At 39.6% G+C, this 21,045-nt stretch carries 21 protein-coding genes, 1 pseudogene and 1 other annotated feature (1 of these 23 running past the window's edge); of the genes and pseudogenes, 16 read left to right on the top strand and 6 right to left on the bottom strand.

The features are described 5' to 3' along the window. Positions 1 to 43, bottom strand: a binding site (T-box leader) (it extends 178 nt beyond the left edge of the window). A 482-nt stretch (positions 44 to 525) separates the two neighbouring features. From NST59_RS05675 to spxA, 8 genes and pseudogenes are all read left to right on the top strand, one after another. Beyond that, positions 526 to 2,163, top strand: a complete 1,638-nt coding sequence (locus NST59_RS05675; RefSeq protein ID WP_216431206.1) for a peptide ABC transporter substrate-binding protein — start codon at positions 526 to 528, stop codon at positions 2,161 to 2,163. Between the two features lie 116 nt (positions 2,164 to 2,279). After that, entirely contained in the window at positions 2,280 to 3,224 is a 945-nt protein-coding gene (locus tag NST59_RS05680) for an ABC transporter permease (RefSeq protein WP_047201795.1), read from the top strand. A gap of 3 nt (positions 3,225 to 3,227) precedes the next feature. After that, on the top strand, positions 3,228 to 4,145 hold the full coding sequence (locus NST59_RS05685; RefSeq protein ID WP_048238483.1) for an ABC transporter permease: 918 nt from the start codon (positions 3,228 to 3,230) through the stop codon (positions 4,143 to 4,145). Between the two features lie 12 nt (positions 4,146 to 4,157). Beyond that, entirely contained in the window at positions 4,158 to 5,237 is a 1,080-nt protein-coding gene (locus NST59_RS05690) for an ABC transporter ATP-binding protein (protein ID WP_064498299.1), read from the top strand. Position 5,238: 1 nt separating this feature from the next. Beyond that, positions 5,239 to 6,159, top strand: a complete 921-nt coding sequence (locus tag NST59_RS05695; protein ID WP_024425041.1) for an ABC transporter ATP-binding protein — start codon at positions 5,239 to 5,241, stop codon at positions 6,157 to 6,159. A gap of 103 nt (positions 6,160 to 6,262) precedes the next feature. After that, positions 6,263 to 6,550 carry a hypothetical protein gene (locus NST59_RS05700; RefSeq protein WP_144490911.1) on the top strand — a complete coding sequence of 96 codons (288 nt, stop codon included), beginning with the start codon at positions 6,263 to 6,265 and terminating at the stop codon, positions 6,548 to 6,550. Between the two features lie 137 nt (positions 6,551 to 6,687). Next, positions 6,688 to 7,265: pseudogene (locus NST59_RS05705) on the top strand (GNAT family N-acetyltransferase). 193 nt (positions 7,266 to 7,458) lie between these two features. After that, positions 7,459 to 7,854 carry a transcriptional regulator SpxA gene (gene spxA / locus NST59_RS05710; protein WP_003211421.1) on the top strand — a complete coding sequence of 132 codons (396 nt, stop codon included), beginning with the start codon at positions 7,459 to 7,461 and terminating at the stop codon, positions 7,852 to 7,854. 39 nt (positions 7,855 to 7,893) lie between these two features. On the opposite strand, the gene NST59_RS05715 is transcribed toward spxA, so the two are convergent. Next, positions 7,894 to 8,559 carry a TerC family protein gene (locus tag NST59_RS05715; protein ID WP_064498301.1) on the bottom strand — a complete coding sequence of 222 codons (666 nt, stop codon included), beginning with the start codon at positions 8,557 to 8,559 and terminating at the stop codon, positions 7,894 to 7,896. A 264-nt stretch (positions 8,560 to 8,823) separates the two neighbouring features. On the opposite strand from NST59_RS05715, the gene mecA reads away from it, so the two are divergent. From mecA to pepF, 4 genes are all read left to right on the top strand, one after another. Further along, a complete protein-coding gene (gene mecA, locus NST59_RS05720; RefSeq protein ID WP_024425038.1) occupies positions 8,824 to 9,489 on the top strand; it encodes an adaptor protein MecA in 666 nt (221 codons plus the stop codon). 86 nt (positions 9,490 to 9,575) lie between these two features. Beyond that, on the top strand, positions 9,576 to 11,096 hold the full coding sequence (cls, locus tag NST59_RS05725; RefSeq protein ID WP_064498302.1) for a cardiolipin synthase: 1,521 nt from the start codon (positions 9,576 to 9,578) through the stop codon (positions 11,094 to 11,096). A 162-nt stretch (positions 11,097 to 11,258) separates the two neighbouring features. Then, the gene (locus NST59_RS05730; protein ID WP_341040440.1) at positions 11,259 to 12,419 is read left to right on the top strand and encodes a competence protein CoiA; all 1,161 of its coding nucleotides are present in this window, start codon (positions 11,259 to 11,261) and stop codon (positions 12,417 to 12,419) included. Positions 12,420 to 12,633: 214 nt separating this feature from the next. Next, a complete protein-coding gene (gene pepF / locus NST59_RS05735; protein ID WP_282960901.1) occupies positions 12,634 to 14,460 on the top strand; it encodes an oligoendopeptidase F in 1,827 nt (608 codons plus the stop codon). 106 nt (positions 14,461 to 14,566) lie between these two features. Here pepF and NST59_RS05740 read toward each other — a convergent pair whose 3' ends face one another. The 5 genes from NST59_RS05740 to NST59_RS05760 all read right to left on the bottom strand — a co-directional run bounded on the left by NST59_RS05740 (position 14,567) and on the right by NST59_RS05760 (position 17,986). Next, positions 14,567 to 14,740, bottom strand: a complete 174-nt coding sequence (locus NST59_RS05740) for a hypothetical protein (protein ID WP_039177829.1) — start codon at positions 14,738 to 14,740, stop codon at positions 14,567 to 14,569. 296 nt (positions 14,741 to 15,036) lie between these two features. After that, entirely contained in the window at positions 15,037 to 15,948 is a 912-nt protein-coding gene (locus tag NST59_RS05745; protein ID WP_341040441.1) for a ClpXP adapter SpxH family protein, read from the bottom strand. Next, positions 15,945 to 16,343 (bottom strand): globin domain-containing protein, encoded by a 399-nt coding sequence (locus tag NST59_RS05750; protein WP_008355333.1) that lies wholly within the window; start codon positions 16,341 to 16,343, stop codon positions 15,945 to 15,947. Before NST59_RS05750 ends, NST59_RS05745 begins: the two co-directional genes overlap by 4 nt. A gap of 275 nt (positions 16,344 to 16,618) precedes the next feature. Beyond that, entirely contained in the window at positions 16,619 to 17,386 is a 768-nt protein-coding gene (locus NST59_RS05755) for a lytic transglycosylase domain-containing protein (protein WP_144490915.1), read from the bottom strand. Between the two features lie 21 nt (positions 17,387 to 17,407). Continuing rightward, the gene (locus NST59_RS05760; RefSeq protein ID WP_144491081.1) at positions 17,408 to 17,986 is read right to left on the bottom strand and encodes a CYTH domain-containing protein; all 579 of its coding nucleotides are present in this window, start codon (positions 17,984 to 17,986) and stop codon (positions 17,408 to 17,410) included. A 235-nt stretch (positions 17,987 to 18,221) separates the two neighbouring features. Between NST59_RS05760 and NST59_RS05765 the strand changes: the two genes are divergently transcribed. The 4 genes from NST59_RS05765 to NST59_RS05780 all read left to right on the top strand — a co-directional run bounded on the left by NST59_RS05765 (position 18,222) and on the right by NST59_RS05780 (position 21,028). Next, positions 18,222 to 18,587, top strand: coding sequence for a UPF0738 family protein (locus tag NST59_RS05765; RefSeq protein WP_126682009.1), 366 nt, complete (start codon positions 18,222 to 18,224; stop codon positions 18,585 to 18,587). Positions 18,588 to 18,620: 33 nt separating this feature from the next. Beyond that, positions 18,621 to 19,250 (top strand): GTP pyrophosphokinase, encoded by a 630-nt coding sequence (locus NST59_RS05770; RefSeq protein WP_039177834.1) that lies wholly within the window; start codon positions 18,621 to 18,623, stop codon positions 19,248 to 19,250. A 63-nt stretch (positions 19,251 to 19,313) separates the two neighbouring features. Beyond that, positions 19,314 to 20,114: an NAD kinase gene (locus tag NST59_RS05775; RefSeq protein WP_039177835.1), complete on the top strand. Its 801-nt coding sequence runs from the start codon at positions 19,314 to 19,316 to the stop codon at positions 20,112 to 20,114. 44 nt (positions 20,115 to 20,158) lie between these two features. Next, positions 20,159 to 21,028, top strand: coding sequence for an RluA family pseudouridine synthase (locus NST59_RS05780; protein ID WP_341041005.1), 870 nt, complete (start codon positions 20,159 to 20,161; stop codon positions 21,026 to 21,028). The last annotated feature ends 17 nt before the right edge of the window (positions 21,029 to 21,045 follow it).

Below are 21,045 nucleotides of genomic sequence, written 5' to 3' on the forward strand. Positions count from 1 at the left end.
GTAAATGGTGAATATATGTACTCTTCTTTTTCATCGCAACAATATGTCTATCTATTATAAAGGATGCCCATGAAAAAGTCACGAAGCCATTATGTGACCTTCTCATCATGCCTATTGACACTTAAAATTTTAGATAAAATAACAAATATCTGTCAGAATTTTTTAAAAAAGGATGATTAATTATATGTATAAAACATTATTCCTGCTCAATTTGTTAAATTATTTTAATCAATTTACGCTTTAATTTGTTGAAGTGATTGAGACTTTAGTTTATAAAAATCCCTCTTTATCCCCATTTACGTTTTTAAAAAATATATGAAATTGATATTGCAATAAATTATTCTATTCATTATAATGAATTTGTTCACACGTTTGTGCTAGGCTCTTTACATAGTGAAAATTCAGAAAAAACAAAAGAAATAGAAAGTAAGCTATTCAGGGACTTTTTTACGCTATTTCTTAAATCTGAATCTCATCTTCTATCGAGACCTTTGAACTAAAAACATATTATAAGGGGGAATACAGTTGAAAAAGCGTTGGTCTGTTGTTACTTTAATGCTTATTTTCACACTTGTATTAAGCGCTTGTGGTTTCAGCGGAAACAAATCAGGCGACAGCACGAGCAGTTCTGGAGAGGCTAAAACAACATTAAATGTGAATATCTCCACTGAGCCTTTTTCTCTACATCCGGGATTGGCAAATGATTCAACTTCAGGTAGTGTCATCCGTCAGACTTTTGAAGGATTAACAAGAATTAACGCTGAAGGAAAGCCAGAAAATGCAATGGCTTCTGATATCAAAACAAGTGCTGATGGTAAAACATACACATTCACACTTCGTGATGCAAAATGGTCTAATGGTGACCCTGTTACAGCTAAAGATTTCGAATATGCTTGGAAATGGGCATTAGATCCTAAAAATGAATCTCAATATGCTTACCAGCTTTACTATATTAAAGGTGCTGAAGCAGCGAACAAAGGGAAATCGAAAGTTGCTGATGTTGGCATTAAAGCTAAAGACGACAAAACGCTTGTAGTTGAGCTAGAGAACCCAACACCGTTCTTTACTGAACTAACTGCATTCTATACGTATATGCCAATCAACAAAAAAGTGGCTGAAAAGAATAAAAACTGGTACACAAATGCTGGTGAAAACTACGTATCTAACGGACCATTCGTTCTTTCTAAATGGAAACATGGCGGTTCTATCACGCTTGAAAAGAACAATGAATACTGGGATAAAGATACTGTGAAATTGAAAAAAATCAACATGTCTATGATCAAAGATACAAACACTGAGCTTAGCATGTTCAAAAAAGGCGAGCTTGACTGGGCTGGTTCTCCAACTGGAAGCCTTCCAACTGAGTCTTTAAAAACATTGAAAAAAGAAGGCGGTCTGAAAATCCAAACGATCGCTGGTATCTATAACTACAAATTCAACACAAAAGTAAAACCTTTAAACAATGCAAATATCCGTAAGGCCCTGACATACTCAATCAACCGTCAAGCGATCGTTGACAAAATTACGCAAGGTGAGCAAGTGCCAGCAATGGCAATCGTTCCTCCAACAATGGAAGGATTCACTGATAACAAAACTGGCTACTTCAAAGATCACGATGTAGCAACTGCTAAAGAGCTTCTTGAAAAAGGTGTGAAAGAATTAGGTTATAAGTCTGTTTCTGATCTTCCAACATTGAAACTTTCTTACAACACTGATGAAGGCCACCAAAAGATTGCACAAGCAATTCAAGAAATGTGGAAAAAAGATTTAGGTGTGAAAGTTGAACTTGATAACTCTGAGTGGAACGTATACATCGACAAAATCCACAGTGGAGACTACCAAATCGGACGTATGGGCTGGTTAGGTGACTTCAACGATCCAGTGAACTTCCTTGAGCTTTACAAAGATAAAGACGGTGGAAACAACGACACTGGATGGGAAAGCAAAGAGTACAAACAATTGTTGAATGATTCTGCTAAAGAAACAGATAAAACAAAGCGTGAAGAAATGCTGAAAAAAGCAGAAGAAATCATCATCAACGATATGCCTGTAGCACCAATTTACTTCTACACTCAGCTTTGGGTACAAGATCCTAAACTAAAAGGTGTAGTTGTATCTGGACTAGGTGATGTTCAATACAAATGGGCACATTTCGAAAAGTAAGAGTCATAGTGTAAGAGATCTACGGCAAGGATCTTAAGGTATATGGAGGATGTCTCTCCATATACCTTTCTTGCTGATTAGAGAAATTGTTGTAAAATCATGGAGGTGCAATTCCGTTGCTTAAATATATCGGTAAGCGATTAATATATATTTTAATCACACTGTTTGTTATTGTAACTGCAACTTTCTTTCTCATGCAGGCAGCACCTGGTGGTCCATTCTCTGGAGAGAAGAAACTTCCTGCTGAAATTGAAGCAAACCTAAACGAGCACTACGGATTGGACAAGCCCTTATTTGTTCAATATGTAAGCTACTTAGGTTCAGTTGCAAAATTAGATTTTGGTCCCTCATTTAAATATAAAGGACAAACCGTAAATGACTTAATCAGTTCTGGATTCCCCGTTTCCTTTACCCTCGGAATTGAGGCAATTCTCCTCGCATTAGCATTTGGTGTATTGTTTGGGGTCCTTGCAGCGCTCTATCATAACAAGTGGCAAGACTATACGATTGCCATTTTAACGATCTTTGGAATCTCAGTTCCAAGTTTCATTTTAGCGGCGCTACTACAATATGTATTTGCATCTGAGGCAAGCATTATAGCGATCTTCCCAGTTGCAGGATGGGAGTCTTGGGCCAGCACCGTACTACCTTCTATTGCACTTTCCTTCATGCCAATGGCATTTATCGCTAGACTTGCACGGTCAAGTATGCTTGAAGTACTAAATAGTGACTATATTAGAACGGCTAGAGCGAAAGGATTAACAAAATCAGCTGTGACGATCAAACACGCCATCCGAAACGCATTGTTGCCTGTTATCACATACATGGGACCAATGGCTGCTTCAGTTTTAACAGGTAGTTTTGTCGTTGAGAAGATATTTGGTATTCCTGGATTAGGCTCTCACTTTGTCACAAGCATTACAAACCGTGATTACACCGTCATCATGGGTGTTACAGTCTTCTACAGTATTATTCTATTAGTCAGTATTCTAGTCGTTGACGTTCTCTACGGTATTATCGATCCTAGAATTAAACTGACGAAGGCGAAGAAAGGGGTCTAACACATGGAAGAGATGAGAAAAGATTTATTTGTGCCTGCGACAGCTGACGCAGCAGAATCTGAAAAAATTTCTAAACCTAGTCTATCTTTATGGAAGGATGCCATGCTTCGCTTCCGTGCCAATAAACTTGCAATGGTTGGACTCACAATCATTTTTATTATTGTGATGCTGGCCATCTTTGTTCCGATTTTTTCTAAATATGATTACTCCACGACTGATTTGCTGAATGCTGACCAGCCGCCTTCAAAAGAGCACTGGTTTGGTACAGATGATTTAGGACGTGACATGTTTGTCCGTACATGGGTCGGGGCAAGAATTTCGATCTTCATCGGTCTTGCTGCAGCGCTCCTTGACGTAATCATCGGTATTATCTGGGGAAGTATTGCTGCATTCAAAGGCGGCCGTACAGATGAAGTGATGATGCGTATTGCAGACGTTTTATGGGCAATTCCAACACTATTAATGGTCATCTTAATGATGGTTGTTCTTCCTAAAGGATTATTAACGATTATCCTCGCCATGACAGTCGTAGGCTGGATTAACATGGCGCGTATTGTTCGGGGACAGGTTTTACAATTAAAGAGTCAAGAATACGTTCTTGCAGCACAAACATTAGGTGCGAAAACATCTAGACTTTTATTTAAACACTTAATTCCAAACTCAATGGGACCAATTCTTGTGACAATGACATTAACGATTCCTTCTGCTATTTTCACAGAGGCGTTCCTAAGCTATCTAGGGCTTGGTGTACCGGCTCCGTTAGCGAGCTGGGGAACAATGGCGTCTGACGGAATTCCAGCCATGACGTACTACCCTTGGAGATTATGGTTCCCAGCCGCATTTATCTGTATTACAATGTTTGGTTTTAACGTGGTTGGAGACGGACTAAGAGACGCTTTAGATCCGAAGTTGCGTAAATAAGGAGTGATTAGGATGGAACGTGAACGTATTCTAGAGGTGAAAGACCTTGCAATCTCATTTAAAACATATGGTGGAGAAGTTCAAGCCATTCGTGGTGTGAACTTCCACTTAAATAAAGGCGAGACACTTGCTATTGTAGGTGAATCTGGCTCTGGTAAAAGTGTGACATCACAAGCGATCATGAGACTAATTCCGATGCCGCCGGGTTATTTCAAGCGCGGACAGATCCTGTTTGATGGCCAGGATATTGTCAAGAAAACCGAGAAACAAATGCAAACCATTCGAGGAAAAGACATCTCAATGATCTTCCAAGATCCGATGACGTCTTTGAATCCAACGATGAAAGTCGGGAAGCAAATTACAGAAGTGCTGTTCAAGCATGAACAAATCTCAAAAGAAGCGGCTGAAAAAAGAGCCATTGAACTATTGGAGCTTGTAGGAATTCCAATGCCTGAAAAAAGAATCAAACAATATCCGCACGAATTTAGTGGCGGGATGAGACAAAGGGTTGTCATCGCCATGGCGCTTGCAGCAGATCCAAAGCTGTTGATTGCTGATGAGCCGACGACTGCACTTGATGTAACAATTCAAGCACAAATTTTAGAATTAATGAAAGAAATTCAGAAAAAGGTTGACACTTCGATTATCTTTATTACGCATGATCTAGGTGTTGTGGCCAACGTCGCTGATCGTGTAGCTGTTATGTATGCAGGACAGATTGTGGAGACAGGGACTGTTGATGAAATTTTCTACAATCCAAAGCATCCGTATACATGGGGACTTTTAGCATCAATGCCGAGTCTTGACACTGATGGTGGAGAAGAAGGAAAGCTGACTGCCATTCCAGGAACACCACCAGATCTGACAAACCCGCCGAAAGGAGATGCATTTGCACTCCGCAGCGATTATGCAATGAAAATTGACTTCGAACAAGAACCGCCAATGTTCAAAGTATCAGATACGCATTATGTGAAATCATGGCTACTTCATCCGAATGCACCTAAAGTTGAACCGCCTGCTTCTGTAAAGGCGAGAATGCGTGAACTAGAAGGTAGCTACGAAAAACCTGTATTAGTAAAAGAGGGTGAATAGCATGGCAGAAAAACTGTTAGAAATCAAAAATTTGAAGCAGCATTTCCATACAGCAAGAGGAACTGTGAAAGCAGTTGATGGGGTTTCATTTGATATTTACAAAGGTGAAACGCTTGGTCTTGTAGGTGAGTCTGGTTGTGGTAAATCCACTACGGGTCGTTCAATCATTAGACTTTATGATGCGACAGATGGTGAAGTTCTTTATAAAGGGGAAAATGTACACGGGAAGAAATCAAGACAAAAAATGCTTGAATTCAACCGTCAAATGCAGATGATCTTCCAAGATCCATATGCTTCACTCAATCCTAGAATGACAGTGCTTGATATCATTGCAGAGGGCATCGACATTCATGGTCTTGCGAAAACAAAACAGGCGCGTAAAGAGCGTGTGTATCAATTACTTGAAACTGTTGGATTGAACAAAGAGCATGCGAACAGATACCCACATGAATTCTCAGGCGGTCAAAGACAGCGTATCGGAATTGCACGTGCATTAGCAGTAGAGCCTGATTTCATCATCGCCGATGAACCAATCTCTGCATTAGACGTGTCGATCCAAGCGCAGGTCGTCAACTTATTGAAAGAGCTTCAAGAGGAAAAAGGTTTAACGTACTTATTCATTGCCCATGACCTGTCCATGGTAAAATACATCAGCGATCGTATCGGCGTGATGTATTTCGGAAAATTGGTTGAGCTGGCACCAGCGAATGAATTATACGAAAACCCGCTTCACCCATACACAAAATCATTATTGTCTGCGATTCCGCTTCCAGATCCTGATTATGAGCGTAACCGTAAACGAATCAAGTATGATCCATCTGTTCACAAAGGAACAAACACCGAGTTCCGTGAAGTGAAGCCAGGTCACTTTGTGAGCTGCACAGAGGAAGAATTCAAAGAGCTTCAGGCGAAACAATCATAAGAAGAGAGAAGCACTGCTAATGCAGTGCTTCTTTTTTTATTTTACAAAAAAACAAGATGATGGTAATTTCTAGTTAAGTACAAGCAGAACCGGAGGAAATCAAATGTCCAATTGGAAAACCTATCGTTATTCATTGCTTCATGTTCTCATTGTATTCATACTATTTTCAACGTCTTTTTTCAGGAAGCCAAACGGAGGCAAGTGGATGCTCTTGTTTATGGCGCTCATTGGGATTGTGTCTTTTTCAGTGGAATATATGCTTAACCGAAAGACAAGGGGGCAGAAGCAAGAAGCACGGCGTGTAAAATATCTTTATTTCATCATGTTGCAAATCACGATGACACTGATCTTGTTTGTCTGTATTCAACTCGTCATGAATCGTTCGTTATAAAACTTTTTTTACGTTAATTGAAAAAAAGTGAAACTACTGAAGACTTTGCTGCGTCTTACTAGTACAGGCGTTTAAATAGCAGGAAATCGGGAATATCTAAGGAAGTGGTTCTTAACTATAGCATAAGGAGCAGATCCATGAATTGGTATGAAAGCTCAGTGAATACTTCCCGATAGAAGAAATGAAGTCAAAAGAGCATATGGAAGCTTTATTAAAGGAAAGAAGTGATATTTATCATAAGGAGGAAGGACCTCATCATGTGATGATGTACGCCGAATTTGATTCTTTCATCTTTATTGATTATTTATTTGTTTCCAAAGATGCAAGAGGTGAAGGCCTCGGATCAAAGCTGATCCATAAGCTGAAGGAAAAAAAGAAACCGATCTTGCTTGAAGTCGAGCCTGTAGATGAAGATGATGCAGATACTGCAAAACGCCTAAAGTTTTACCAAAGAGAGCACTTCAAGCATGCAGAATCAATCGGTTATAAACGCAGGTCACTTGCAACAAATGAAGTGAACCGCATGGAAATTCTTTATTGGTCGCCTCTTACAAATCATGAGGAAGAGATCATGGAAGCCATGAGGAAGACCTATGAACGAATTCATACGTATAAAGATGAAGAATGGTATGGACAATCGTATGAGGATGTTGATGATGTATTGAAGATCATTGAAAATAGAAAGCAAAAAAATATTTTCGATCATCTCGACTAAATGAGAATGTTCTGACATCAAGCAGCACTACAAAATGAATGAAATTGTCTAGTTTTTGTCACAAAAATTGCAAGAAAATCTGTTCACACTTACTTTTTTATAGTATAATCACTATAAAGATTACTTATTTAGAACAATTTTAATTTAAGAATACAGATCAATATTCATTCTACAAATTGAGGAGTGAAGATTTATGGTAACATTATACACATCACCAAGCTGTACATCATGTAGAAAAGCAAGAGCGTGGTTAGAAGAGCACAATATCCCATATCAAGAGAGAAACATTTTTTCTGAGCCTCTTTCAATCGATGAAATCAAAGAAATTCTTCGAATGACAGAAGACGGTACAGACGAAATTATCTCAACACGTTCAAAAGTATTCCAAAAACTAAATGTCAATGTTGAGACAATGCCGCTTCAACAATTGTATAAACTAATCAATGAGCATCCAGGTCTTTTACGTCGTCCAATTATCTTGGATGAAAAAAGATTACAAGTTGGGTACAATGAAGATGAAATTAGACGTTTCTTGCCAAGAACGGTTCGTACATTCCAACTTAGAGAAGCTCAGCGACTTGCTAACTAATATAAACACGAAAAGCTGCCGATCATTTGGCAGCTTTTTTTATTTGGTTTCAGCCGTTTGTTCGTAAAAGAGGCTGGCTAATATGACCACTATGACGGTTAAGAACGGAAGCAACAATTCAAGCGTGGCATGCTGTGACATAAATTCAGTCAATTTTACATCACGCACAATCATTTCTCCGCCAGTAAAGGCCAACAGCGCACTTCCTCCGTATAAAAGAAACGGAAATTTGGTCAAAGCTGCATGAATCAGCTTGCTTCCCCAAATAATAATCGGTACAGAAATCATGAGGCCAAAAGCGGTCAGAAGCATGTTGCCTTTTGCCGCACCTGCAACTGCGATGACATTATCAAGTGACATAAAGAGGTCGGCAATCACAATGGTTTGCACCGCACGCCAAAGGGAGCCGCTGCTCTTAATCCGAATCGATTCCTTCTTTTGTTCAATTAACAGATTGTATCCTATATAAAGGAGAAAAAGACCGCCAATAAACTGCAAATAAGGGATAGTCAATAAATAAACGGCGGCACCAGTCATTGTAATTCTCATCAGCACGGCTAAAAGTGTGCCGATCCAAATGGCTTTATTGCGTTTATCATGTGATAAATTTCGACTGGCCATTGCAATGATGAGCGCATTATCTCCGCCTAAAATCAGGTCTATGCCAATAATCATCAGTAAGGATACGATCCACTCTGTTTCCATCCATTTCACCTCATGTCCCAAATAGAGCTCGTACAACCAATATATGAAGACAATTCAAATATATGTTTCTGCAAGTTTTCTCTGCAAAAAATGCGTTTTTATTTCTTTTATTCATGTTTTATCATAAAATAGACAGTACGAAGCAATACCTCAATTCTTTAAACGGTTAACATGTAGACGGAACGGGTAAAGTGTAGTAAAGTACTATTAATTGGGAGCTTGTATGTCCCTTCAACATCTTATATAGAAGGGAAGGTTGGCAAAATGGAAATCGAAAGAATAAATGAACATACAGTCAAATTTTATATTTCCTACGGTGATATTGAAGATCGCGGATTTGACCGTGAAGAGATTTGGTATAATCGTGAGCGCAGTGAAGAGCTGTTTTGGGAAGTAATGGACGAAGTGCACGAAGAAGAAGAATTTGCAGTAGAGGGACCGCTTTGGATTCAAGTACAGGCACTTGACAAGGGTCTTGAAATTGTCGTGACAAAAGCCCAACTTTCTAAAGATGGACAAAAGCTCGAATTGCCGATTCCAGAAGATAAAAAAGATCAAACAGATGAAGAAAGCTTAGACGCACTGCTTGATGATTTTCATAAAGAAGAGCAAGATCAAGAAGACCATAATGAGAAGGACAAAAAACTTCAACTTCAATTCGTGTTGAAAATGGATGATTTTGAAGATTTGATTGCACTTTCTCAATTAAATATGCAGGATTTTACCACAAGTTTATATTCGTTTGAAAACCGTTATTATCTATATGTTGACTTCCACGAGGATTTGTCAGATGAGCAAGTGGAGAATAAGCTCAGCATTTTGCTTGAATATGCTCATGAATCAGTTGTCAGCATCTACAGACTGAAAGAATACGGTCAGCTGATTATCGAAGGGAATGCCCTTGAAACGATTCAACAGCACTTCTCGTAACTAACAAAAAGTCGATTTCTATAGAGGAATCGGCTTTTTTATCTGAATGAATAGGTAAATAAAGAGATCGGCAAGGAGAAAATGAAATGAGAAATTTAGTCAAAGTTCTATTTTTTCTAATCATTACGATAGGTGCTTATTTAATTGTCCAATTGATTGCCGGTGATTTAGCGGTAAGTGTATTAAGTTCAGTCAGTGTTCTATTTACTTTATCGATTATTTTCATCGGATTTGTTATTTTCTTGGAGAATCGGAATCCGTCTCACACGATTACATGGCTTGTTCTGCTGGGCAGCTTTCCGTTATTCGGCTTTTTGTTCTACATTTTCTTTGGACGCAATATCAAAAAGCGCCGGCTGTTTGAAAAGAAAGCGGTATTGGATGAGCAGTTAATCCAGGAAGATGAACGTATTCATAGAGAAGCGATTGAAAAAATGACGCATATGGGTGATCATCAGCAGCTCTTATTTAAGCTGGCCCACAGACTTGGACATACTCCTATTACATATCGCACGTCCTCTAAAGTCTTAACCAATGGTGAAGAAACATTCTCTCATATTTTTGAAGAGATCAAAAAAGCAACACATCACATTCATTTAGAATATTACATTCTCCGCCACGATGACCTTGGCCAAGAATTAAAGGACATTCTAATTGAAAAAGCGAAAAATGGCGTGATTGTCCGCTTTTTATATGACGATGTAGGAAGCTTAAAGCTTTCTCGTCAATATATTGCTGACCTAGAAAAGGCTGGCGTTCAGATCGTTCCATTTTTACCAGTAAGGCTCCCCCTTTTAAATAATAAAATTAACTTCCGAAATCATAGGAAAATTGTTGTCATTGATGGAGAAGTGGGATTTGTCGGCGGGCTTAATATCGGAGACGAATACATGGGCAGAAGTAGACAATATGGATTCTGGCGTGATACACATCTGATGATTAAGGGCGAAGCAGTTCGTGACCTCCAGCAGATTTTCATGCAGGATTGGTATTATATGACGAATGAAAGATGCTCAGGTGTGGACTATTTCAAAGATTTCAGCCACATTGAGAGTACAACAGAAGGCGTACAAATGATTGCTGGCGGGCCTGACAAGCAGTGGGAGGTCATTAAAAATCTCTTTTTCTCTATGATCATCTCCGCTAAAAAGTCCATCTGGATCGCTTCACCGTATTTTGTCCCGGATGATGATATTCTGTCCGCATTGAAAATTGCCGCATTGAGCGGAGTAGATGTCCGGATTATTGCTCCAAAGAATCCAGATAAACGGATTGTGTTCCATGCGTCTCGTTCATACTTCCCAGAGCTTCTTGATGCAGGGGCGAAGGTGTACGAGTATGATCAAGGCTTTATGCATAGTAAATTTATTATTGTGGATAATGAACTGGCGTCAATTGGAACGGCAAACATGGATATGAGAAGCTTTCATTTGAACTTTGAAGTGAATGCCTTCCTCTATAAAACGAAAAGCACAGAGAAGCTTGTCAACGATTTCTTAGGTGATTTAGAGCAGTCACATGAAATTGTGTCAGAAGAGTTCGCAAAGAGACCTTTGAGGGTCAGACTGTTTGAATCAACTGCAAGATTATTATCACCACTTTTATAAAGATTGTATTTTCCCTCTTTTCTATAAGGGGGATTTTTTATTTTACGGAAATTATGATCAGTAAAATCATTTTTTGACACGGTGAAAATTCATTTTCCCTTTTCGCTTTCTTATAGACGAACAAGCTATAATACGGGCATCAAAGAGCGAGGGGCGAACTGAATGAATACAGCAATGATGGATAACGGTAAGCTTATCCGAATTACACATCATCTATCGAAAAGCCGGCTGGAGCATGTAAGAACGACGTGCAAATTTTATTGTCCTGAATGTAGGGAAGAGGTGCAATTAAAGCTAGGGGAGCATCGTGTCTATCATTTTGCGCATAAACAGCTGACAGCATGTTCGTTAGCCTCAGGCGAGACGGCTTATCATCAGGCGGGAAAGGAAGCCATTATGAATTGGCTGAAGCGGCTTGGACATAAACCAGCGCTGGAAAAGTATATGTCAAAGGTTCATCAGCGTCCTGATGTGACCGTCTCTATAGGAAATGAAACCTATGCAATCGAATTTCAATGTGCTAATATTTCCCGGCAGGAGCTGCGCAGAAGAACAGCAGGTCTCCGTGAAGCAGGTCTCTTTCCAATATGGATGATAGGGGCAAATCGTTTGAAACGAAAATCTGCCCAGCTTTTTTCTTTCTCCTCCATTCATTGGGGAATTTTAAGGGAATCAGAGAAAAGGCGGTTGATTTTTTTCTGCCCGCTTCAAAATAAGTTCATCCATCTTGATCAATTTCTCGTGTTTCAACCAACGAAAATATGTGCGGCAATGACTGTCAGACCACCTTCCGCATACAGCAAAATTCCTGCACTCCTATCTCCTCCCTCAAGCAAGTGTCAAGTAAACCAACAATGGCTTAAATGTATACAGCAATTTAGGCAGCGTCCTCCTCGCATTTTATCAAATGAAAGCAAACGTTTGAGAGATATTTTTTATGAGCATCATCAAACAGCATTTCCTTTTTTGCCGACTGCATTATTTATCCCGGTGCAAGAAGCGTATATCTTTTCAAGTCCCGTATATGTTTGGCAAGGTTGCCTCTATGATTGGATGATGAGGAAAAAAGGAAGCGGAAGACTAACGATTCAACAGCTGATGAAAGAAATCAACCGGTGTGTGCAGATGAAAGAAGTGAAACTCCGATATAGTGATGTGTCAAGAGAAGAAATAAAAGGGGTGGTCACTGCATATGTAAAGGCGCTTGTAAGACAAGGGTTTTTACATATGACGAAAGAGGGTAATTATGAAGTATCGTCGAATCAAATGCCAATACAAACACTTGATGAAGTGCTAAAACGAGATGCTTTCTTATTTCATTAGCATGTTTCATGACCACTTTGATCATGATAAGAAAAAGGTGGTGCTGCTATTGAATCGAAAGAAACGCTTTTTTCTCATTTTTTTAGTCTGTTTGGTATTTATTTCTGCATATGATTTGACAAATATAGTTCAAAACAAAGAAGATAAATACAACACCAATTTCTTTCACTTTCCGAAAGGTTGGTTCAACACAACTCATGCAAGGGGGATTCATATGACTTCACAAAACAAAAACAATCATCTACCAGACAGAAGCGAAGTAAAAGAAGAAAACAAATGGCGCCTTGAAGATATTTTTGAAAGCGTCGATGCATGGAACAAGGAATTCGAAGCGGTCAAAAAAGAAATTCCGAAGCTGGCACAATTTAAAGGCAAGCTGGCCCATTCTGCTGATGTCCTGTATGAAGCCCTAACCTTTCAGGATCAACTTTCTGAAAAGCTTGGCAAGCTTTATACATATGCGCACATGAAATACGATGAAGATACAACGAACTCATCCTTTCAGGCGTTAAATGATAAAGCCTCGAATCTATTTACACAGCTGTCTAGTACATCTGCTTATATTGTTCCAGAGATTTTATCAATTCAAGAAGATAAATTGCAGCAATTTATTCTGGAAAAAGAAGAATTAAAACTGTATTCTCATGCTCTCGAAGAAATTAATAAAGAGCGTCCACATATTTTAAGTGAGGAACAAGAAGCTTTATTAGCTGAGGCCTCTGAACCACTTTCATCTGCATCTACTACTTTTAGTATGTTTAACAACGCCGATATTTCGTTCCCTTCTGTAAAGGATGAGAATGGGGAGGAAAAGAAAATTACCCACGGCAACTTTATTACATTTTTAAATAGTGATGATCGTGAAGTGAGAAAGAATGCCTTTAAAGCTGTGTATAAAACGTATGATCAGTATAAGAACACACTTGCTTCTACACTAAGCGGTTCAATTAAAAAGGATAATTTTTATGCAAAAGTACGAAATTACAAATCGGCAAGAGAAGCAGCACTATCACGAAACAGCATCCCAGAAGAAGTGTATGACAATCTAATTGATACAGTTCATCAATATTTACCGTTGTTACACCGCTATATTGAATTACGCAAAAAGGTATTAAAGCTTGATGAAGTGCACAATTACGACTTGTATACACCACTTGTGAAAGATGCTGGCATGAAGCTCACCTACGATGAAGCAAAGGATTATATGCTGAAAGGGTTAGCGCCATTAGGAGAAGAATATGTGTCCGTGTTAAAAGAAGGACTCGAAAATCGCTGGGTAGACGTTTATGAGAATAAAGGGAAACGAAGCGGTGCTTATTCATCAGGAAGCTATGGTACAAATCCATATATCCTCATGAACTGGCAGAATAACATTGATAATTTGTTTACGCTGGCTCATGAATTTGGGCACTCTGTACACAGCTACTACACGAGAAAACACCAGCCATATCCGTATGGAAACTATAGTATCTTTGTAGCTGAAGTGGCTTCCACTACAAATGAAGCGTTACTAGGCGAATACCTGCTTAATCATTTAGACGATAAAAAACAGCGCTTGTATGTATTAAACCACTTGTTAGAAGGATTTAGAGGAACAGTATTCAGACAAACGATGTTTGCTGAGTTTGAGCATCTTATTCATGTGAAAGCACAAGAAGGAGAGGCTTTAACGCCAGAATTTATGACGAACCTTTATTATGACCTGAACAAGAAGTATTTTGGTGACGGCATGGTGGTTGATAAGGAAATTGGATTAGAGTGGACGAGAATTCCTCATTTCTATTACAACTATTATGTGTATCAATACGCGACAGGCTATAGTGCGGCGCAGGCATTAAGCAAGCAAATCTTACAAGAAGGAAAACCAGCGGTAGAGCGCTATACAGATTTCCTTAAAGCAGGAAGCTCTGATTATCCAATCAATGTGCTGAAAAAAGCTGGTGTTGATATGGCTTCTAAAGAACCAATTGAAGCAGCATGCCAATTGTTTGAAGAAAAACTAAAAGAAATGGAAGAGCTCATCTCCAAAACAGGTGAGTAATGAAAAGACTTCTGTCAGACGTGTGAGTGCCAGCTCATATTTTGACAGGAGTTTTTTTCTCATAAAAAAGACCTCTTCAGATGTAGAGGCCAATCCTTTTTAATGATCAACCTTTAAAACCTCTAAAGGTCTTACGGTGATTCATTCGATAAAGCGTAAAAAGAATCGCAGCAAATAAGAGTGGAGACGTCAAATAAAGAGGAAGCATTTTCATTAAGCCTAATATATTTAAAAAGAAACATAAGCCAATGGCAACAAGTCCAATAGTTGTGCTGCGCATGCAGATCCCCCCATTTTTTTGTTACTTTTACTATATGAAAGTGACAACCCTCTTATGTTTTGTGACAAAAATATGAACATATAGTATATCTGTTGTCATAAGTCGACAAAATTTGATATACTACAGATGTGAAATTAATCACATACAAACATTACCCCTTTGTTTGACCGTGAAAAATTTCTCCCATCCCCTTTGTTGTCGTTAAGACATAGTGAAACCGCGCTTATCCCGGCGCGGTTTCTTCGTGTCTATAAATAGAACAAATGTTCCTTTTTGAAGTAAAGAAAAAACATGGGTCAGCACCCATGTTCATTTTCACAGCGATAGACATCAAGATCTGTATGGTTGTCATTCTCTTTATAGCGCCAAAACATTTCTTGCTGCACTTGTACACGTTCTACCTTTTGAGCGAAAGCTAGCTTCTTCATTTCTCGTTCAACTTCTTCAAGCGTCAGGTCATAAACAACGGCTATCTCTTTTGCGGATGCAAATTGAAAGTATGCAATAAACCATTCAATTGGAGGCCGTTCAGATGGTGTTGGTTTTTCACCAATCATTTCAAAAAGAATTTCCTCGTATATATCATAAGAGCAGGCACCTGAAATTTTTAATCCTTCATCTCCATTTACGGTATTAAAAAAGGCGAAGGTCGGAAGCTCAGATACGTCCATTTCAGCTGCAATTTTCATATCACATTGTAGTGCTTTCACCGCACTTTGAGAATGAATGTCGCGCTGGAATTCCTCGATGTCCAGACCAGCACTTTTTGCATTTTCTATCAGCACCTGCTCACTTGTGACATCTTGCTGATGGCAAAAAAGCGATTCTTGAATGAGACGCAAAAATTTCATTCCGCATTTTCTTCCTTGAAGCTCCGCTGCTTTTAATGCGAGTGAGGCGAGGTAGGGGGATGTCACAATTTGTTCAGACAGCATTTGTTCTTTTTTGGTCTGCGTTTTAGTGGCAAATTTCCCCCATGCTTCAGTCAGTAAATGTTTCTTTCTTTTCCGATTCAATGCATTAATACTAGAACTTGTTACTGTTCGTAAAGTGAAAAAACGGCCATATTTCATTTTCAATTTTTTAATGGATGGCTCTAATAACCAGCAGTCTGGGCTTAGCGGATCAATGAATACATAGATTTCAATCGGCTTTTGAGGATGTCCGTGACAGTGTGAGAAATATTGATCGTGCGAATTGCAGCTCAAGATCGTCCATCCTTTTCAGGTGTTTGGTTGACCATATGACGAGCCGTCAGAGAAAGCCGTTCAAATAAAAAGTCACGAATATCGCCGGTTAGTCCTACTTGATCCATTGCATCCTCCATGCATTCAAGCCATGCGTCCGCCCGCTCCTCAGTAATCGGAAAAGGGAGATGTCTCGCCCGCAGCATTGGGTGGCCATGCTCCTCTGTATAAAGCGGTGGTCCGCCTAAATATTGCGTTAAAAACTGTTTTTGTTTTCTTGCTGTTTCTTTTAAGTCATCCGGGAAAATAGGATGAAGCAAAGGATGACACTTTACATTTTCATAAAAAGTATCAACAAGTTGCGATAGAAGTTCCTCTCCAACCGCTTCGTAAGGTGCGTTAAACGATTGTACCATGTTGACTACTCCTTTTACTCGTAGTTAATAGGATGACTCACCCTATTGCGCATTTCATTTATTTCAAAAGTGATATTCAGTTTGTTCTATTTTATTGTTTCTATTCTTGTACTTATTTTAACAACCTCATCTCAATTCCACAAACAAACAGCTTTGGTCTGCTCGAAATAAAGAGTGGGGCGGGTTCCGTGATCAATTGACCATATCATAACACATTCAGTCAAAAAAGGGGGAAAAGCGACATACAAAAAACCGAAGAGGTTATTCTCTTCGGTTTAAGCGAAATATTGAGCTGTGATTTTCTTTACATAATTTTGTGTTTCTTTAAATGGAGGGATGCCCCCGTATTTATCTACATTTCCTGAACCTGCATTATAGGCAGCTAAGGCGAGTGAGATATTTCCGTTATATTTCTGAAGCATTTGTTTTATATACTTCGTTCCGCCTTCAATGTTTTGGGTAGCATCAAAGGCATTGTTGACGCCAAGTGACTTAGCCGTAGATGGCATGAGCTGCATGAGACCAAGCGCACCTGCATGGCTGACAGCATTCGTGCGATAGCCGGATTCCTGCTTAATGACTGCGTGAATAAGCTTTTCAGGAACGCCATGCTTTTGAGCCATTTGTGACACGATTTGATTAATCTCTTTTGATGATGAGCCACTGGAGACAGCCTTTTGAAGCGGCGGTGTGTAGCTGTTGTTTAAGACATTTCCAATGCCATTCGCTGTATTTAATTGATTGTCATTTGCATATAAAGATTGAGCCTCAAGCTGATCACTGCCGGCAATCGCAGATAAATATGGGTTTGTACGCGCATATTGCGTGTTCGGAGCCGTTGATGGATCCGTGCCCATAAAAGCAGAGATGGAAAGCGGGAGACGTGATAATTCTGATCCGCCTAAAAAATCTTGCAGCAGCGACTGAAATGAAGCTTGGGCATTCGATTCTTGACCCGCAGACATTTGCGTTTGTGCTGGATCTGTTTGTAACGTTTTAAGCGCTTGAAGCTGCATAAAGGATTGAAGTTGATTAACGTTCATCATGTTCCTCCTTCAAGGAATTCATCTATTCTGTGTTTTCATTTTTTCTTCATAAAAACGAACGACTTTGTTTTTCGTGTTTCGTACTGGGATATGAAATTTGCGGAGCAATGCGGAGAAAGCGGCTTGTCCGATTTCCAGGTCGCTCACTTCAAATTCAAGTTCATAGTCCTCTACTGTTAAATATCGGCTGTGATCCAAAACAATTAAGCCTTCTTGGATCATTTTTTCTGCTCTTGACGTTTCAAGTGAACCAAAGTACACAATTTGATCCTTTTGAATGTTCAGGTGGGCTAATCTGTCCGCAACTTCACCTTCTGGCAGCTCAAAATCGTTAAGTTGTGATGGGGGAGCAATCGTTTGGTGGGTTTCAAGCAAGCCTATCTCGTGCGGTTCCTTTAATGTGAGCACCCATTGACCGTTTTTTTCTCTCATTCTTAATGCAGCCAATTGAGATTTTATATCAAATTGAGGTGTATCAAAATAATAGTTGGTTTGTGTGTGGAAATCCGCATCCTTCAATTGAAAATGCTGTTTCAGCTGATCAAATTCTTCTTTCATTAATAATTGTTTTAGTTCTATTTCAATTTCCTGTGCCATTTTGACATCAACCTTTCATTTAGAAGAAATATGATTATTGTACATGAAGTGTGTTCACCATGTAAAAGACTGTTTTTTCTCTTTATTTTCTTTAGACGTGGACCAAATTGAATGAAGAATCGTGGGAAAGAATCATTTAAAAGAGAAAAACAGGATTTTCTCCAAAAGTTCGGTTTATCAATATTGAACTTGATATGATAAAATAAAGCTGTACTTTGTTGTAAAGGAGATCATGATGCAAAACAGAATTGAAATCACAGAAGCAACTTTAAAAGAAGACAGGCTGATTTTGACAATCCAGTCAGAAGAGCAAATCAAAAAAGCAAAAGCATCAGGACAAATGCTTGTTGATTCTGATCACTTTGCGTTCGTTTACATACTTGAAACCGAGGAGTCCTTTTCGTATCTTATTTTAGGGGAACATACATGGGCTCCATTAAAAGAAGCAATGAATCGTGACATCCCTGTCTATTTGGCATCGGATGAATATTCGCTGGAACTCATTCAGCTTCAACAGGAATTACATTATTTAATCGACAATATTAAAGACAATGCCAATTACGGAGATATGGAAGAGAAAGTGAAAAGCACATTCCTCTGAAATAATTAGGTATATGGAATTGGGGGAAGTTTCATGGACAAAAAACAATGGGATCAATTCCTCGCACCGTATAAACAAGCAGTCGAAGAATTAAAAGTGAAACTAAAAGGCATTCGAAAGCTGTATGAATTCGAGGATGACCATTCACCAGTAGAATTTGTCACAGGCCGAGTGAAACCCGTTGCCAGCATATTAGAAAAGGCAAAGCGTAAAAACATCCCGATGCATGAGATTGAAACGATGCAGGATATTGCTGGGCTTCGCATTATGTGCCAGTTTGTAGAAGATATACAAGTCGTGAAAAAAATGCTCCAGTCACGTAAAGATTTTGTGGTTGTAGATAAACGCGACTATATTGCAGAACATAAAGAAAGCGGATACCGCTCTTACCACCTTGTTGTGTTATATCCGCTGCAAACGATCAACGGAGAGAAGCAGCTCCTTGTCGAAATCCAAATTCGTACGCTTGCGATGAACTTTTGGGCGACCATTGAGCATTCTCTGAATTATAAATATAGCGGGAATATCCCGGAGAAGGTTAAGCTGCGCCTTCAAAGAGCATCTGAGGCAGCATCTCGTCTCGATGAAGAGATGTCCGAAATTAGAGGGGAAATTCAAGAAGCACAAGTGGCATTTTCCCGGAAAAAGAAAAACGACAGCTGAGCCAGTTTGATCAAATATGATGCTGCCCTCTCATAGCAGCAAGGTGAAAAAGGAGAAGAATTCATGAAATTTGCAGTTTCTTCAAAAGGGAATTCTGTATCTGACACGCTCAAAAGTAAAATTCAGACCTACTTATTGGATTTTGGCATGGAACTAAATGAAGAGGAACCGGATCTTGTCATTACGGTTGGTGGAGACGGCACCCTTCTTTATGCCTTTCACCGCTACAGCAACCGTCTGAATGAAACAGCCTTTGTCGGTGTTCATACAGGTCATCTTGGCTTCTATGCTGACTGGGTGCCGAGTGAGATTGAAAAACTCGTCTTAGCCATTGCGAAAACGCCTTATCATATTGTGGAATATCCGATCTTAGAGGTCATTGTCAGATACAACGACGGCGGCAGAGAAGAGAAATATTTAGCAATGAATGAATGTACGATTAAAAGCATGGAAGGGACACTTGTGGCAGATGTTGAAATCAGAGGCCAGCTGTTTGAAACATTCAGAGGTGACGGCCTTTGTTTGTCTACTCCATCAGGCAGTACGGCCTATAATAAGGCACTTGGAGGCGCCATTATTCATCCTTCCATTAGAGCCATTCAGCTGGCAGAAATGGCTTCAATCAACAACAGAGTGTTCCGGACGGTCGGTTCACCGCTTATTTTGCCTGACCACCATACTTGTGTGATTAAGCCGAGGAATGATGTCGATTTTCAGGTGACGATTGATCATTTGACGCTGCTTCATAAAGACGTCAAATCCATTCAATGCCGGGTGGCAGACGAGAATGTCCGTTTTGCTAGATTTAGACCGTTTCCGTTTTGGAAAAGGGTGCAAGATTCCTTTATCGGAAAAGGAGAATAAGAAAGAGGTTGTTCTCGCTGGAATACTTTACGTTAAACAAAACCATGACAGCCAAAGAAGAAGGGCTGTTTTTAAAGGAATATTTAATTGATCTTGGTATTTCGAAAAGAATGCTGACGGATATTAAGTTTGATGGCGGTGACCTCCTCATTAATGGAGAGCATGTTACCGTGAGATATGAGCTGCATGAAGGGGACAGGCTCACCATTTTATTTCCCGAGGAAAAAGTGAGTGAAGGGCTGAAGCCTGCACCGATTCCGCTTGATATTATATTTGAGGACGAGCATGTCCTTGTGCTGAATAAAAGGCCGTATATTCCTTCGATCCCTTCTCGGGAGCACCCCGAGCACAGTATTGCGAATGGATTACTGCACCATTATGCCAAGCAGTCTGTTCGGCATACGGTTCATTTAGTGAACCGTCTTGATCGTGATACATCTGGCGTTATGCTTGTGGCAAAGCATCGTTTTGCCCATAGCCTTTTATCTAAGGCGCAAAAAAGTGGAGCGGTTAAGCGAACATACAGAGCGTTTACACATGGCATAATCACAGAAAAACATGGAACCATCGCTGCAAAAATTGCCCGAAAAGGGGATAGTATCATCGAGCGGATGGTTGATGATACTGGGCAGGAGGCAGTGACGCATTATAACGTGCGAGCAGTAATCGCTGAGTTAAATATGTCGGATGTGTCTCTCTCGCTTGAAACCGGGAGAACACATCAAATTCGTGTGCATATGCAATTTCTTGGGCATCCGCTCATCGGAGATACGCTGTATGGCGGAAGGGCCGAGCGGATAGACAGGCAGGCACTGCATAGTGAAACCCTTGTGTTTCCTCATCCGATGACAGGTGAGCAAATGACATTTTCAGCTCCGCTTCCTGATGATATGAAATCCTTGCTTTTTAATTAGAGAAACCCGGTCACCTG

The organism is Bacillus sp. FSL R5-0439, from assembly GCF_038008805.1.
GTDB classification, from domain to species: domain Bacteria; phylum Bacillota; class Bacilli; order Bacillales; family Bacillaceae; genus Bacillus; species Bacillus safensis.